We start from the raw sequence: 12,738 nt of genomic DNA, 5'->3' as shown, positions 1-12,738 counted from the left end.
ATACGAGTTCTGCATGACCTGTCGGACTTCTGGACATTGGACGCATGAGCGAGGGCCGGGCATGGTGGTCGCCCGTGACCACCCACGCCGCCGACGTCGAGTCCTTCGCCGGTCACCGTCCGGGGACCGCGGGCTACCGCCGGGTCGTCGCAGCGCTGTTCGCCGCCGGCCTCGCCACGTTCGCCCTCCTCTACGACACGCAGGCCGTGCTCCCCGAGCTGGTCGACGAGTTCGGCGTGAGCGCCACCCGCAGCACCCTGACGGTGTCGCTGACCACCGTCGGCCTCGCCGCGGCGCTGCTGGTCACCGGGCCGTGGTCGGACCGCGTGGGCCGCACCCGCCTGATCCACCTCTCGCTGGTCGGCTCCTCCGTCGTCGCCGTGGCGTGTGCGCTGGCGCCCACCTGGGAGGCGTTGCTGCTCCTGCGGCTGCTCCAGGGCGTCACCCTCGCGGGCCTCCCCGCCGTCGCGACCGCCTACCTGCGCGAGGAGCTCCACCCGGGCGCCCACGCCCGCGCCGCCGGCCTCTACATCGGCGGCACGGCCCTCGGCGGCGCTGCCGGCCGGCTCGTGACCGGCCCGCTCGCGGAGGCCTGGGGCTGGCGGTGGGGCCTCGGCGCCACCGCGCTGGTGGCGATCGTCTGCACCGTTGCAGTGGCCCTGCTGCTCCCGCGGTCGCGGGGCTTCGTCCCTCGCCCGGCCGGCCTCTCCGCCGTCGTCGTCTCCGGTCGCCGGGCGCTGGCCGACCCAGCCCTGCGTGCGCTCTACGTCATCGGCGGGTGCTCGGTCGGCTCGCTCGTCGCCGTGTTCAACGTCCTCGGGTTCCGTCTCGGGGGCTCCCCCTTCGGCCTGGGCCTCGGTGCCGTCAGCCTGCTCTTCCTGGTCTACCCGCTGGGCTCGCTGAGCTCGACGGTCTCGGGTCGGCTCGCCGACCGGGTCGGCCGGCGCGCCGTGGTGCCCGTGGGCGCCACGCTGGCGGTCCTCGGCCTCCTCCTCACGCTGCCCGACCTGCTGCCGCTGGTCGTCCTCGGCCTCGCCGTCTTCGCCGTCGGCTTCTTCGCGGTGCACGGCGTGGCCAGCGGTTGGGTGCCGGTCCGCGCCCACGCGGGCGGCGTGAGCGCGGGCCAGGCCGCATCGCTCTACCTCGTCAGCTACTACATCGGCTCGTCCCTCTTCGGCAGCCTCGCGGGCCAGGCCTACGAGTGGGCAGGCTGGCCCGGGGTGGTGGCGCAGTGCCTGCTGCTCTGGGCGGTCGTCGCGAGCTGCGTGCGCTCGCTGCGGCGTACGCCGTCGCTGCTCGCCTGACGGGGCGCGTGACCTACGCCGCCTTGCCGCGGTTTCCGCACGTCACTCTTGTCACACGACTAACCTCGGGAAACACTTGTGCACGTCCCACCCGGTGCCTCCCCTCCCGGCACCGCACAACCGAAGGATCCCCCCATGAGCAGCGACTCGGCGGCTGCCACCGTGGCGCCCCTCGACGAGCGACGCCGCCAGCACGCGGTGGTCAGCCTCGGACTGGTGATCCCCGTGCGCCAGGAGTCCGACGAGCGCCTCGACCGGATCACCCGACTGGCCCAGCGCGTCTTCGACGCGGCCTGGACCTCCATCACGGTGCTCGACGACGACCAGGCCTGGTTCCCCAGCGCGCAGGGCTTCGACATCGAGCAGATGGACCGTGACGACACCTTCTGCGACCGCACCACACGAGCCCGCCAGTTCACGGTCGTCGAGGACGCCACGGCCGACCCGCGGTTCTCCGGGCTGACGGCGGTCCGCGAGGCCGGGATCCGTTTCTACGCCGGGGTCCCGCTCCTGGACTCCCAGGACAACGTCGTCGGGGTCTTCTGCCTCTACGACACCCGGGTCAGGACGCTCTCGCCGTCCGAGGAGCAGACGCTGAGGGACCTCGGCGTGTGGGCGCAGCAGGAGCTCGTCACCAACCGCGAGATGACCCGGGCCGGCCAGGTCCAGGCCTCGATGCTGCCGTCCCGCCCGATCAAGGAGGGCGACTGGCAGGTCACGGGCATCTGCCTGCCCGCGCAGGCGGTCGGCGGCGACCTCTACGACTACGCACTGACCGGCCACGTCCTCCACCTCGGGCTCGGCGACGTGATGGGCAAGGGCACCGGAGCGGCGCTCGTGGGGGCGGGAGTCCGGGCGGCCGTCCGCGCCACCCACGCCTCGGTCGTCGAGGGGACCAACCTCGGCACCGCGACCACGCAGGTGGCCCAGAGCCTGGTGCGCGACCTCGAGCGCGCCGAGACCTTCGTGACCCTCTTCCAGGCCGCCATCGACCTGCGCCACGGCGTCATGCGCTACGTCGACGCCGGGTCCGGGCTGTGTGTGCTGCTCCGCCGCGACGGCCGGGCCGAGCTGCTCGCGGGAGAGGACCGGCCCCTCGGCGTCTTCCGCGACGACCGCTGGACCGAGCACCTCGTGTCGCTCGACCCGGGCGACCGGCTGCTGCTCTTCAGCGACGGGGTGCTCGACCTGCTCGACGACCCCGACGACTGGGTCACCGAGGTGGCGCTGATGATGCGCGCCCACGCCGATGCCGGCGGCCTGCTCGCCGAGCTGCGCCGGACGACCCGTGAGACCCTGCAGCTCGACGACGTGACCGCCGTCGCCGTCTACTGCGGGGAACCCGTCGCATGAGGCCGGTGCGCCTCGCCGTCATCCGCGTCATCGTGGTGGTGACCGCGATCCTCGGCATCAACTACGTCGTGTGGCGCTGGCTGTTCTCGGTCAACTGGGACGCCTGGTGGATCGCCGTCCCGCTGGTGCTCGCCGAGACGTACAGCCTCGTCGACTCGCTCCTCTTCGGGCTCGGCATGTGGCGGCTGCGCGAACGGGGCCCTGCCCCCGCAGCCCCGGAGGGACTGACCGTCGACGTCCTCGTCACGACCTACAACGAGCCCCTCGACCTGGTGATGGAGACCGCCCGCGCGGCCCAGCGGATCCGCTACCCCCACCAGACCTGGATCCTCGACGACGGCAACCGCGCCGAGCTGCGGGAGCTGGCCGAGGCCGAAGGCATCGGGGTCATCACGCGGAGCGACGACTGGGTCGGCATGCCGCGCCACGCCAAGGCCGGCAACCTCAACAACGCCCTGCTCCAGACCGAGGGCGAGTTCCTGATGATCCTCGACGCCGACCAGGTCGCACTGCCCGAGATCCTCGACCGCACACTCGGCTACTTCACCGACGAGAAGATGGCGATCGTCCAGACGCCTCAGTACTTCGTCAACGTCCCCGACTCCGACCCGCTCGGCAGCCAGGCACCCCTGTTCTACGGCCCGATCCAGCAGGGCAAGGACGGGTGGAACGCCGCCTTCTTCTGCGGGTCCAACGCGATCATCCGGCGCGAGGCGCTGATGCAGCTCGGGGTCTCCCGCTACGCGGCGGAGGTGGAGGAAGGCGTCCGGCGGGCGCTCCGCACGGCCCGGTCGGTCGTCAAGGAGGCGCGGCGCACCCTCGGCGCCGACGAGGAGGCCGTGCGCCAGGCGCTCGACGAGGTGCTCCACGACATCGGGCGTGCCCGGCGCGAGCTCGACCGCGGCACGGCCCTGATGGACGTGACCTACCGCTTCCAGCAGCGGGTCGCCGACATCCGGCGCCGGCTGGTCGCCGCCGACCTGCAGGCGCTGCAGGCCGACCTCGCGGCGATCGCAGGGCTCGAGGAGCTCGCCGGCTCCGACGCCACGCTCGCCGACGTCGACGAGGACGCCCTCGCCCAGCTCGCCGACCGCGAGTGGTCTCCGCTCGGCGCCGTCGAGACGGTCGACGCGCTGATCCGCGCGATCGACGTCGACCTCGGCGGCGAGGCACAGCCGGTGATGCCGATGGCCACCGTGTCGGTGACCGAGGACATGGCGACCTGCATGCGGGTGCACGGACTGGGCTGGCGTACGGCCTACCACGACGAGGTGCTTGCGCTCGGGCTCGCTCCCGAGGACCTGCAGACGATGATGACCCAGCGGCTGCGGTGGGCCCAGGGCACGGTCCAGGTGATGTTCCGCGAGAACCCGCTCGTCCAGCAGGGCCTCAGCGTCGGACAACGGCTCATGTACTTCTCCACCATGTGGAGCTATCTCTCGGGCTTCGCCGCCCTGGTCTACATCGCAGCGCCGGTCATCTACCTGACGATCGGTGTGCTCCCCGTCCAGGCGTTCAGCGTCGACTTCTTCCTCCGGCTCGTCCCGTTCCTGGTCGTCAACCAGCTGTTGTTCTGGGTCGTCGCCGACGGGCGGCCGACCTGGCGCGGGATGCAGTACTCCCTCGCCCTGTTCCCGGTCTGGATCAAGGCGTTCACCTCGGCGTTCGGCAACGTCTTCCTCCACCGTCCGCTCGACTTCGCGGTGACCCCGAAGGAGCGGCGCGAGGACACCGGCCACCGCTGGGACCTGGTCCGGCCGCAGCTCGTCGCCGTCGGGCTGCTGCTCGCAGCCCTGGCGGTCGGTGGTGTGCGGCTCGCCGTCGGTCAGGCACCTCCCGTCGGCACGGCCGTCAACATGATCTGGGTGGTCTTCGACCTGGTCATCTTCTCGGTCGTCCTCCAGGCCGTGCGCTACCGCGGTTTCGACCCGGCCGGACAGCGACCCACCATCCCGCGCGGGACCAGCGCCGCGCGCACCCCCCACGACCGCACCACCGACGCCCACCCTGACGACGAGCAAGGAGCAGCATGATCGACTTCGACGTCCGCACCACCGACGCCGGGATCGGGGTGGTGACACCCCGCGGCCGGCTCAACATGGTCGCGGCGCGACAGCTGCGCGAGACCCTCACGGGCCTCGTCACCGCCGGCAACACCCGGATCGTGGTCGACCTGGCCGAGACCACCTTCCTCGACTCCTCCGCCCTCGGTGCCCTCATCGCGGGCCTCAAGACCGCACGCCAGGCCGGCGGCGACCTCCGCATCGCGCGACCCACCGAGGCCGTGCTGACGGTGTTCAAGCTGACCAACATGGACAAGGTGCTCCGTCCCCGTGCCGACGTCGACGGGGCCTTCGATGACTGACCCCGCGGCGGGCCACGAGCTCGTCCTCGACCTGCCGGTCAGTCCCGGGGCCATCGACGAGGTGCAGGACGCGCTCGCCCGCTTCTGGGAGCTCGACGGCGCGGTCACCATGCTCGACCGGATCCGCTTCGAGAGCGCCCTCGTGGAGATCGTCGGCAACGCGGTGGAGCACGCCTACGCGTTCGACAGCACCAGCGGCGGCGTCGGGCGGGCGCTCGAGGTGCGCCTGCTCCTCGACGCGGCGCGCGTCGAGGCGGAGGTGTCCGACAACGGGTTGCCGGTCGAGATCGACCTGGGCCAGGTCACCATGCCCGGGGAGGACGCCGAGTCGGGCCGCGGCCTGGCGCTCGCGCTGGCCGCCGTCGACGACATGCGTTACGAGCGCTCGGGGGGACGCAACCGGTGGGTGCTGGTCTGCCGACGCGACCAGGCGTGAGGCTGCTCGCGGGGCTGGTGGTCGCCCTCGCCGTCCTGGTCGCCTCCCCGGCGGTCGCCACGCCTCCCCAGCCCGACGGCGCGGACGCGTGGTTCGGTCCGGTCATCGACACCAGGAGCGACAGCCTCGCCGACTACGCGGCACGGTTGGGTGCCGACCCGTCGCTGGTCTCGGTCGAGCTCGGCTACCCGCTCGACGAGGACGCCCGCGCCGTGGTGCGTGACGTCGCGACGGACGCGGCGGCGCTGGGGACCGTGGTCGTGCTCGACGCCCGGCCGCTGGTGCCGCTCGCCGACCTGACCCCCGGCGACGCGGACGACCTCGCCCGGGCGCTCCGGCGGCTCGAGCGCGACCGGGGGGTCCGCTTCCTGGTCCGGTTCGCCCCCGAGATGAACGGGTCGTGGGAGACCTGGGGACAGCAGCCCCGCGACTTCGTGGCCGCCTTCCGGACGGTCGCCGACGCCCTCCACGCCGACACCGACGCCGGAACCGTCTGGGCACCGGTCTACGGGTCCGGCTATCCGTTCCGGGCGGTCGACGGCGCCGACGGGGCGCTCGACGAGGTGCTCGAGCGCGACCGGCCCAGTCTCGACACGTCGGGGGACGACCGGCTCGACGCGGCCGACGACCCCTACGGTCCCTACTACCCCGGCGACGCGGCCGTCGACTGGGTCGGGCTGTCGATGTACCGGCTCGGACAGTCGCAGGCACTGCGCCGCAACGCCGAGCTGCCCGGGGCCGAGCTGCGGCTGCGGCTCGACGAGCAGTGGGGCTACGGCGACGACCGGACGCGCCGCCCGTTCGTCGACCGGTTCGCCACCACCGTCCAGCCGCTGCTGCTGGGCACCGCGGCGCCGTACAACCCGGCCGTCGGCGGCGACCCCGAGATCGAGGTCAAGCGCCAGTGGTGGCGCCAGCTGCTCTCCGTCGTCGATGCGGACGACCGGATCGGCGGGGTCACCTGGCTCGAGGTGCGTCGGACCGAGCCGGAGGTCGACGACGTGGTCGTCGAGTGGCGGGCGACCGCCTCCCCGGCGATCGCGAAGGCGCTGCGTCGTGACCTGCGCGCCTCCGAGCGGATCGAGCTCGCTCCCGTCTACGAGGTCCGCGACCGCGACACCGACCTGGTGACGCCGCAGCCGGCCGGACCGGCGCCCGGCGCCGACCCGACCCTCGACGACCGGGGAACCTCGCCGGCGTGGTGGTGGCTCGGCTGCGGTTTGCTGCTCGTGCTCGCCCTGGTGGCCGGCCTGCTGCGCCCGCGGTGGCTCGAGGTCGACGGCGACGTCGTCGAACGCGACCCGCGGCTCGACGTGGTCCGGGGCTCGATCCTGCTCGGGTCCCTGGTCGCCCTCGTCGTCACGCTCGGTCTCGACGTCGGTTCCCTCCCGGGCTGGCTGGTCGTCGGCGCCGTCGGCACGCTGCTCGCCGTGTCCGGTGCGGCGCACATGCTGGCCGAGCACCGTCTGGTCGAGGTCGGCGGCTCTCCCGCGGCCGTCTCGGGACACCTGAAGCGCGCCGTGGTGGTCTACCTCGCCGCGGTGGCGCTGACGGTGCTCCACCTGCTGCTCGACGCCCTCCCGGGGGTGACCTCCCCGTTCGGGAGCTATGCCGACGCCGCCCTGCTGCTGGACTACCCGCCTCCCGGGACCGTCACGACCGACCTGCTGGCGTTGCGGGTCGCCCCGGGTCCGGTCGTCCTCCTCGGACTGTTCGCCGTGCTGGCGGTGCTCGCGGCCGCGGTCGGTCCCGCCTGCCGCCGCGGTGGCTGGTGGATCCTGCTCGGGGCCTCCTGGCTCGTCTTCGCCCTCGGCGCCCAGACCGGCTGGCAGGTCGCAGCCCTCGGGTGGGAGACCGGCTGGCCCCTGCTCGTGTGGCAGCTGCCGTTCGTCCACGCGATGGTCGCCGTCCACCTCCTGCTGACGAGCGACGACCTGGGGCGGCGGGTCGCGCTCGGGGCGACAGGCGTGGTCGGGCTCGCCTCGGCCGCGTGGGGTGCGTGCGTGCTGGTCGGCCTCGCGCCGGACGTCCAGCCGACGATGGTGGTGGCCCTGATCAGCGCCACGACGGTCATCGCCGTGGCGGTCCTCGGGTGGGGCCTGATCGAGCGGGCGTTCGGGTGGAGCGGCGCGGCCGGTCGTCACCCCCTCGCCGTCACCGGGCTCCTGCTGCTGGTCGTGGTGGGCGCGTCGATGGTCTGAGCGACGCGCTCAGTCCTCGTCGTCGAGGAGACCCTCGTGGCGCGCCGCGGAGACGATCTCGCGGACCTGGGTGAGGGTGCCGCACCCGTCGTCGAGCAGCCGGTTCCGCTCAGCGGCGAAAGCGGCGCCGAGGTCGGCGCGGACCTGCTCGCCGACCTCGTCGCGTGCGGGGTTGAGGATCGACAGCTCCTCCTCGGTGAGGTGGTGGTTGACCACGCCCGCCAGCTCCTCGACGGCGTCGTCGAACGCCTGGGTGTCGGTGCCCTTCAGCTCCAGCACCGCGAGCAGCGCCTCGTGGCCCTCGGCGTGCTCAACCTCACCGTGCTCGGCCTCGTGCTCGCCGACCGCGCGCTTGCGCTGCAGCTTCGGGTAGACCAGCTTCTCCTCGGCGAGGGCGTGGGCGACGTGGAGGGCCGCGAACGCCTGACGTACGGCGTCGCGGTCGGAGGAGCTGTCCCGCAGGTCGCGCAGCAGGGCCTCGAAACGACGGTGGTCGTCGAGGATCAGGTCGACGACGTCGCCCTGCACGGGCCGGCCGAGATCGATGGAGGTCATGGCGCGACCCTAACCAGCGCGCCATGAGGCCGTGCTCACCCGTCCGTGGCCCCTAGGGTGTGGGCGTGACCAGCGACCCCTGGGCCGAGTTCAGCCGCGACCCCCGGCGCGTGGAGCACGCGTCCCTCCGCGCCGGCGACGCCGACCGTGACGTCGTGGCGCGCGTCCTCGGCGAGGCCTACGCCGAGGGCCGGCTCGACCACGAGGAGCTCGACGACCGCACGACCCGGCTGCAGTCGGCGCGCACGCTGGGCGAGCTGCCCGCCTTCCTGGAGGACCTCGTGCCGGCGAGCCCCACCACCTCGTCCCACGCCCCCCTCGCGATCGAGCAACGGGCCCTCGAGAAGTGGCGACGCGACCGACGCGAGGCGCTGTGGGGCTTCATCTCCGTCTCAGCCATCGTCTGGACGATCTGGCTGGTGACCTCGGGGGTGGGGTCGTTCCCGTGGCCCGCGTTCGTCACCCTGGCCGCGCTGCTCAACGTCGGCCGGACCCAGGTCCAGCGCGACGACATCGTCGCCGACGAGCGTCGGCGCCTCGAGAAGAAGGAGCGCAAGGCCCTCGAGCGCGATCCCGACGACGAGGATCAGGCCTGACCCACCGGCCGTTCCGACCCGCGGCGCCGCCGGCGCACGACCAGGGCGACGACCCCGAGGGCGAGGGCAGCCGCGACGACCGCCGGGCCGGCGTACCACGTGAGAAGGCCTGTCGAGGTGCCGAAGAGCGCCCACCGCGGACCGGCCTCGAGCGCGCCCGAGGTCAGCACCAGGCACCGGGACTGGAGACGTGGGTGCACGGCCACCAGCGAGATCGCGTCGTCTGCGGTCAGCTGCTCGGCGCCGGCCCAGCCCTGCGGGCCGCCACCCGGCTCGAACCGGACGGGCAGCACCGGATCGTGGCCGCGCCACGAGGGCGCGCAGCCGTCCCAGTTGTCCACGTCGACCGACCACACCTCCCGCCCGTCCGCGAGGGAGAACAGCCGGGCGACGGCGTCGCGGCCGGGCTCGACCAGCAGCAGCAACCGACCGTCGGGCGACAGGCTCGCAGCCGGCCGGTTCACCGGATCGCCGGTCCACCCGTCCGTCGCGACCAACGGCTGCGCGGTCGAGCTCCCCGTGTCGAGGTCGGTCGTCGTCACCGCCAGTGCGTCGCCCACCGTCACCGTCACCACCTCGGTCGGGGACAGGAAGCCCGCCGGCGTGCCCTCGGCGAGCGGTGTGGTCTCCCCGGTGTCGAGCTCGACCACACTCGGACCCTCGTCGTGGCGCGGGTGGGTCGTCGAGTCGATCAGCACGAGGGTGTTGTCGGGCGACCAGTCGACACCGGGGCCGATCCGCAGTCGTCGGGACAGGTCAGCGACCCGGGTGATGCTCCCCGTCACCAGGTCGCGGACCTCGAACCGGCCGTTCCACTCCCACGACTGCACCAGGAGGACGGCGCCGTCCGGGGACAGCGCCGTGTCGCCCGGCAGCTCGAACAGGTCGCCGCTCGCCGTCACGCCGAGGCCGCGGGCGTTGCCGAAGTCGTTGTCGACGAAGGTCGCGGCCAGCACGCCCGGACGCGCCGGCAGCGGGTCGGAGGGGCGTTCGAACCCGATGCGCTGCGGGTAGCCGCTCGGGTCGCGATCGCGCAGCACGCCGACGAGTGCGGAGGCCACGCCGCCCAGGAGCAGCACGGCCAGCAACGCAGCGAGCGGTCGCCTCCTCATGCGGCCAGCCTCGCGCCGCTCGAGCCGCGACCGGGGCGGCCGGACGGATCCTTCCCCAGTTGTGACTACCTCTCAGTCGAGGCAGAACTCGTTGCCCTCGGGGTCACGCATGACCACGTGGCCGGCCTGCATCGGCGGCGCCGGCTCGTGGCGCTCCACCCGCGAGGCACCGAGGCCGATCAGCCGCGTCGCCTCGGCCTCGAGGGCCCGCATCCGCTCGCCTCCCTCGAGCCCGGGGGCCGCCCGGACGTCGAGGTGGAAGCGGTTCTTGGCCACCTTCGGCTCCGGCACCTGCTGGAAGAAGAGGCGGGGACCGACTCCGTCCGGGTCCTCGCAGGCCGACCGGCTGTTGCGCAGCTCCGGCGGGAGCGACGCCGAGAAGGCGTCCCAGCTCTCGAAGCCCGGCGGGGGCGGCGGGAAGACGTAGCCCAGCACCGCACACCAGAACTCCGAGAGTGCACGCGGGTCGGAGCAGTCGACGGTGACCTGAACGGTCCTGGCGGTCATCGCGAGCACACCATGCGCCGGCCTCCGAGCTCGCTCCTCACTCGCGAACCCGCTCCACCCCGGTGATCGAGCCTGTCGAGATTCACTTCGTCGCCGGCGCTCGCTGCGCTCGCGCGCTCCTCGCTCGTCGGGAACCCTCCGAGCTCGTTCCTCACTCGGGGCCCCCTCCTCACTTCGTCGCCTCCATCATCTGCCGCAGCTCCTTCTTGAGGTCGCCGATCTCGTCACGCAGCCGGGCTGCGAGCTCGAACTGGAGCTCGGCCGCGGCGGTGCGCATCTGCTCGGTCAGCTCCTGGATCAGCTGGGCGAGCTCGCTGCTCGGCAGGCCGGCGAGGTCGGGGTGGTGGCCGTCGTCGCGCATCCGCGACAGCGCCGGCGTCGGGGAGGTGCCGGGCTTCACGCCACCAGCGCGCCCCTTCTCCCCCACGTCGGCCCAGGTCTGGAGCAGCGCCTGGGTGTTCTCGTCCTCGCGGGCCAGCATCTCGGTGATGTCGGCGATCTTCTTGCGCAGCGGGGTGGGGTCGATGCCGTGCTCGCGGTTGTAGGCGACCTGCTTCTCGCGGCGTCGGTTGGTCTCGTCGATCGCCAGCTCCATCGACGGGGTCACCTTGTCGGCGTACATGTGCACCTCGCCCGAGACGTTGCGGGCGGCACGGCCGATCGTCTGGATCAGGGACTTGTCGGAGCGCAGGAAGCCCTCCTTGTCGGCGTCGAGGATCGCCACCAGCGAGACCTCGGGCAGGTCGAGGCCCTCTCGCAGCAGGTTGATGCCGACGAGCACGTCGTACTGGCCCAGACGCAGGTCGCGCAACAGCTCGATCCGCTGCAGGGTGTCGACCTCGGAGTGGAGGTAGCGGGTGCGGATGCCGGCGTCGAGGAGGTAGTCGGTGAGGTCCTCCGACATCTTCTTGGTGAGCGTCGTGACGAGCACGCGCTCGTTCTTCTCGGTGCGAGCGTTGATCTCACTGATCAGGTCGTCGATCTGACCCTTGGTGGACTTGACCACCACCTCGGGGTCGACCAGCCCGGTGGGCCGGATGATCTGCTCGACCGTGTCGCCCCCGACCTTGTCGAGCTCGTAGTCACCCGGGGTGGCCGAGAGGTAGATGGTCTGGCCGATCCGCTCGAGGAACTCCTCCCACCGCAACGGCCGGTTGTCCATCGCGCTCGGCAGCCGGAAGCCGTGGTCGACGAGGTTGCGCTTGCGCGACATGTCTCCCTCGTACATGCCGCCGATCTGCGGGACCGCGACGTGGGACTCGTCGACGACCAGCACGAAGTCCTCGGGGAAGTAGTCGAGCAGCGTGTTGGGGGCGCTGCCGCGGCTGCGGCCGTCCATGTGCATGGAGTAGTTCTCGATGCCCGAGCACGACCCGACCTGGCGCATCATCTCGATGTCGTAGGTGGTGCGCATCCGCAGCCGCTGGGCCTCGAGCAGCTTGCCCTGGCGCTCGAACGTCTCGAGCCGGTCGGCCAGCTCGAGCTCGATGCCCTTGATGGCACGCTCCATGCGCTCGGGACCCGCGACGTAGTGGGTCGCGGGGAAGACGTGGAGCTCCTCGTCCTCGGTCAGCACCTCGCCGGTGATCGGGTGGAGCGTCATCAGCCGCTCCACCTCGTCACCGAAGAACTCGACGCGGACCGCCATCTCCTCGTAGACCGGGAAGATCTCGAGGGTGTCACCGCGCACCCGGAAGGTGCCGCGGGTGAAGGTCATGTCGTTGCGCGTGTACTGGATCTCGACGAGCCGCCGCAGGATCGAGTCGCGGTCGTGCTCCTCGCCGACGCGGAGCCGGAGCATGCGGTCGACGTACTCCTGGGGGGTGCCGAGGCCGTAGATGCACGACACCGTCGAGACCACGATCACGTCGCGCCGCGTCAGCAGGCTGTTGGTCGCGGAGTGGCGCAGCCGCTCGACCTCCTCGTTGATCGAGGAGTCCTTCTCGATGTAGGTGTCGGTCTGGGGGACGTAGGCCTCGGGCTGGTAGTAGTCGTAGTAGGAGACGAAGTACTCGACCGCGTTGTCGGGGAAGAGCTGGCGCAGCTCGTTGGCGAACTGGGCGGCGAGCGTCTTGTTGGGCTGCATCACCAGGAGCGGGCGCTGGAGCTGCTCGGCCACCCACGCCACGGTCGCGGTCTTACCGGTGCCGGTCGCGCCGAGCAGGACGACGTCCTGGGTGCCGCCCTCGATCCGCCGGGTGATCTCGGCGATCGCGGTCGGCTGGTCACCGGAGGGCTGGTAGTCGGACTGGACGTGGAACGGCGCCACACGTCGCTCGAGATCGGTCACGGGCCGCATGCGGCGAGCC

At 72.2% G+C, this 12,738-nt stretch carries 11 protein-coding genes; 7 read left to right on the top strand and 4 right to left on the bottom strand.

What is annotated here, in order from left to right:
* Positions 1–44: 44 nt before the first annotated feature.
* The 6 genes from ABD091_RS18895 (at position 45) to opgC (ending at position 7,659) form a co-directional block, all read left to right on the top strand.
* Positions 45–1,304 (top strand): MFS transporter, encoded by a 1,260-nt coding sequence (locus tag ABD091_RS18895; protein WP_343921539.1) that lies wholly within the window; start codon positions 45–47, stop codon positions 1,302–1,304.
* Between the two features lie 135 nt (positions 1,305–1,439).
* A complete protein-coding gene (locus tag ABD091_RS18890; protein ID WP_343921537.1) occupies positions 1,440–2,657 on the top strand; it encodes a PP2C family protein-serine/threonine phosphatase in 1,218 nt (405 codons plus the stop codon).
* A complete protein-coding gene (locus ABD091_RS18885) occupies positions 2,654–4,690 on the top strand; it encodes a glycosyltransferase (RefSeq protein WP_343921535.1) in 2,037 nt (678 codons plus the stop codon). The genes ABD091_RS18890 and ABD091_RS18885 overlap by 4 nt, the downstream gene beginning before the upstream one ends.
* Entirely contained in the window at positions 4,687–5,022 is a 336-nt protein-coding gene (locus ABD091_RS18880; RefSeq protein ID WP_343921533.1) for an STAS domain-containing protein, read from the top strand. The genes ABD091_RS18885 and ABD091_RS18880 overlap by 4 nt, the downstream gene beginning before the upstream one ends.
* Positions 5,015–5,458 (top strand): ATP-binding protein, encoded by a 444-nt coding sequence (locus ABD091_RS18875; RefSeq protein WP_343921531.1) that lies wholly within the window; start codon positions 5,015–5,017, stop codon positions 5,456–5,458. Before ABD091_RS18880 ends, ABD091_RS18875 begins: the two co-directional genes overlap by 8 nt.
* Positions 5,455–7,659, top strand: a complete 2,205-nt coding sequence (opgC, locus tag ABD091_RS18870; protein ID WP_343921528.1) for an OpgC domain-containing protein — start codon at positions 5,455–5,457, stop codon at positions 7,657–7,659. Before ABD091_RS18875 ends, opgC begins: the two co-directional genes overlap by 4 nt.
* A 9-nt stretch (positions 7,660–7,668) precedes the next feature.
* Here the strand turns inward: opgC and ABD091_RS18865 are convergent, their stop codons facing one another.
* Positions 7,669–8,214 carry a hemerythrin domain-containing protein gene (locus ABD091_RS18865; RefSeq protein ID WP_343921526.1) on the bottom strand — a complete coding sequence of 182 codons (546 nt, stop codon included), beginning with the start codon at positions 8,212–8,214 and terminating at the stop codon, positions 7,669–7,671.
* A 65-nt stretch (positions 8,215–8,279) separates the two neighbouring features.
* On the opposite strand from ABD091_RS18865, the gene ABD091_RS18860 reads away from it, so the two are divergent.
* Positions 8,280–8,810, top strand: coding sequence for a DUF1707 SHOCT-like domain-containing protein (locus ABD091_RS18860; protein ID WP_343921524.1), 531 nt, complete (start codon positions 8,280–8,282; stop codon positions 8,808–8,810).
* Here the strand turns inward: ABD091_RS18860 and ABD091_RS18855 are convergent.
* The 3 genes from ABD091_RS18855 to uvrB all read right to left on the bottom strand — a co-directional run bounded on the left by ABD091_RS18855 (position 8,801) and on the right by uvrB (position 12,728).
* Positions 8,801–9,922: a hypothetical protein gene (locus ABD091_RS18855; protein WP_343921522.1), complete on the bottom strand. Its 1,122-nt coding sequence runs from the start codon at positions 9,920–9,922 to the stop codon at positions 8,801–8,803. The two genes, ABD091_RS18860 and ABD091_RS18855, sit on opposite strands and share 10 nt — an antisense overlap.
* A gap of 72 nt (positions 9,923–9,994) precedes the next feature.
* On the bottom strand, positions 9,995–10,429 hold the full coding sequence (locus tag ABD091_RS18850) for a VOC family protein (RefSeq protein WP_343921520.1): 435 nt from the start codon (positions 10,427–10,429) through the stop codon (positions 9,995–9,997).
* A gap of 169 nt (positions 10,430–10,598) precedes the next feature.
* Positions 10,599–12,728 (bottom strand): excinuclease ABC subunit UvrB, encoded by a 2,130-nt coding sequence (gene uvrB / locus ABD091_RS18845; RefSeq protein ID WP_343921518.1) that lies wholly within the window; start codon positions 12,726–12,728, stop codon positions 10,599–10,601.
* Positions 12,729–12,738 lie beyond the last annotated feature (10 nt).

The sequence above is a fragment of the Nocardioides aestuarii genome (assembly GCF_039527245.1).
GTDB classification, from domain to species: Bacteria; Actinomycetota; Actinomycetes; order Propionibacteriales; family Nocardioidaceae; genus Nocardioides; species Nocardioides aestuarii.
This window is presented reverse-complemented; position numbering and strand designations above follow the sequence as displayed.